Source organism: Salinivibrio sp. IB643, from assembly GCF_001996105.1.
In the GTDB taxonomy this organism is placed as follows: domain Bacteria; phylum Pseudomonadota; class Gammaproteobacteria; order Enterobacterales; family Vibrionaceae; genus Salinivibrio; species Salinivibrio costicola.
Map to the genome: position 1 here is coordinate 1 of NZ_MUFF01000075.1, position 2,349 is coordinate 2,349.

A 2,349-nucleotide genomic window follows, 5' to 3' on the forward strand; every position below is an offset into this window, starting at 1 on the left:
CTTCTTTATTCTCTTCTTTATTCTTTAATATCTCTATTTCATCATCGATAGATTTAAGTTTATCTTTATAGTCTTGCTCCGTCCTTCCATTCAACAGCATTGAAATTCTATCATTTCTTTGGTTTCGTTCTTCCCCAAACTGAATCTCACTAGCAAGATCACTATGCCCAGAAAATCCAAACAGATATGAGTAATACAAAATATATTGCTGGTCACTAGTATTTGAGTTTAGATATCGATAGATATTAGAGGCAGTTTTTTTATCTAAACGAACAAAACGATTCTTAATTGAAGAATAGGTAGGATTAGTAATACTAAACCCTAGGATCGGGGCTAACGCTGCTTTAAATTTTGCATTTGTATCAAATTCATCATCATTAATAGATGAATATATTTTTTGAACAGTGCGAGTTTTTTGCTGAACCTTATGTATTCTACGATTAATTGTGTAGTTCTTTTTGTTTATGCACATATCTAGTGAAAACAACACCCTTCCACCAGTAACCAGATCTTCAATTGCTTCATTTTTCGTTCGTGACTCTGGGTCATGCCAAATACTCTTCCCATCGGAGCCTAAGCAAAAGTTTAATACTCTTAGCGCAGTGCTTTTCCCAATCTGGTTACCATCGTCCTCAATATTGGTAATTATGTTGATTCCGTCTTTGAATTGAATTTCACGAACTATTATCTCGTCGCAAAATACTTTTAAATTAATTAGCTGCATAATTTTATATTTCCGAAGCCATCCAGCTCAATTGCATTCAGCAGATACAACCAATCAAGGCCCAAATAAAAGTAAGTTAAAGAAACTTTGCTATTGCTATTATGTAATAGGCCAAATAGCCTTATAGGATCAAAAGACTTCTCATTCGATTCCCTTAGAACTGAAAGAATAGAACCCCCTATTACATATAAGCTTTTTTGAGGCTCAGATATATCATGAATAATCATCAGGCCTCTCCAATATTTTACAATTGATAAACCCATAGCAAACTATCAAGTTTGCTGAGTCACGAACGTCTTCCACTGGGATTGCATGAAAATCAATTCTTGCATTCTCTAAAATTGAATCAGTAACTTGTTGCAAAAGACGATCTGAGTTATTTCGAATAGTCGAAACCACTGAATCTTTATCTTTAATTCCTACTCTCTCATGAATCAGAAGTTGTCGGCGATGATTCTTATAATTTTGATGTATAGACCTTAGAAACTTATTTTTTGCTCCAGGGTCCTCATCATCAATCGCATCAATTTGCTCTTCTACTAGCGTTAAAAAACCAACACAGTCGATGATTTCTTCAGAAAACACTCTTACATTATTAAAATCTAGCTTCTCATCTGGGTCAGGCAGCTCACGGATACTATTGGCCTCCATTTCGGGATCATAATTTTCAATTATTTTCTCCAGAAGAGGGTTAAGAAGTGAGCTAAATCTAGCGACATGGTTCAGGTTGAAAGTTGGACTATTACCAAAACCAGACCCATCATATGCCAGACCACCACGATCGGATTTAATGTCCTTATTTGCCATTATTTTTCATCCGATTTATTTCTAAATAACTTAAAAAAGTTTAAAAAGCCAGAATTATCAACAGCAATACCACCATTATCAGCAGTAATTGATTTTCCGTTTGACCTCGTTGCTGATGATATAAGGATAGCAAATAATAGCAATACTCCCGCTATTCCAGAGGACCAAATAAATGCTTTAAATGTTTGCTCTGGTGTCATAGCTGAAAACGCATTTGCTTGTATAAAACCCTGATGCACAGACCAAAAGACAGCTGCTGAAATTGCTGCCAATCCAAAACCAGCTTTAACAGTTCCTGATAAAAACTTAAGCATATTCATTTATCCTTATCTGATGCTATTTTGCATAACATTGTATTAGTGCGCGTGCTCGATTTGTCAAAACCGTTATACGCGTCATTTTTTAACTAACTACCTATAATTAAACACATTTTTACCGCTTGAAGCAATCACCTTGTCTGCGAAAGTGTGCATGCCGCCTATCCCGGCCAAGGCGTTCACATTATCCCCAAAGGATAAATTGTAACCCTATGATTATATTGTATTAATATTTTCTCTTTCGGCGATAATGTGAATGTGCCTCGAAAAAGCGTGCACACCATTTGGCTTTCCTTACCAATAAGCTGTATGAATAAGGCTCTTCACCGGATGTGGTGGAAAGTGTTTCTTTTCAAATTTTCCGATTAATTGGACAATAAGGAAACACTCTGCACTTGAGCCCTGAATCAGATGAAAGATACAGCACTCTATCAAGCGATCCTTGGACTGATTCCGCCATGGACTGTCGACTCTGTCCAGGTGGATAAAACGAGCCAACGT

4 protein-coding genes are annotated in these 2,349 nt (G+C 36.3%); all 4 read right to left on the reverse strand.

Features of this window, described 5'->3' with window-relative positions; genetic code table 11:
• Positions 1 to 724 (reverse strand): hypothetical protein (locus BZG77_RS14450; protein ID WP_198532440.1); only part of this gene is annotated, 724 nt, incomplete at its 3' end.
• Positions 715 to 987 (reverse strand): ABC-three component system middle component 6, encoded by a 273-nt coding sequence (locus BZG77_RS15275; RefSeq protein ID WP_443216246.1) that lies wholly within the window; start codon positions 985 to 987, stop codon positions 715 to 717. The genes BZG77_RS14450 and BZG77_RS15275, both read right to left, overlap by 10 nt.
• Entirely contained in the window at positions 938 to 1,531 is a 594-nt protein-coding gene (locus tag BZG77_RS14460; protein WP_077647742.1) for a hypothetical protein, read from the reverse strand. Before BZG77_RS14460 ends, BZG77_RS15275 begins: the two co-directional genes overlap by 50 nt.
• Positions 1,531 to 1,845 carry a hypothetical protein gene (locus BZG77_RS14465; protein ID WP_077647743.1) on the reverse strand — a complete coding sequence of 105 codons (315 nt, stop codon included), beginning with the start codon at positions 1,843 to 1,845 and terminating at the stop codon, positions 1,531 to 1,533. Before BZG77_RS14465 ends, BZG77_RS14460 begins: the two co-directional genes overlap by 1 nt.
• Positions 1,846 to 2,349: the final 504 nt, after the last annotated feature.

Excerpts from the sequence above, each read along its gene's own strand:
- BZG77_RS14460 (WP_077647742.1), bottom strand. The coding sequence starts at position 1,531 with ATGGCAAATAAGGACATTAAATCCGATCGTGGTGGTCTGGCATATGAT.
- BZG77_RS14465 (WP_077647743.1), bottom strand. The coding sequence starts at position 1,845 with ATGCTTAAGTTTTTATCAGGAACTGTTAAAGCTGGTTTTGGATTGGCA.
- BZG77_RS15275 (WP_443216246.1), bottom strand. The coding sequence starts at position 987 with ATGGGTTTATCAATTGTAAAATATTGGAGAGGCCTGATGATTATTCAT.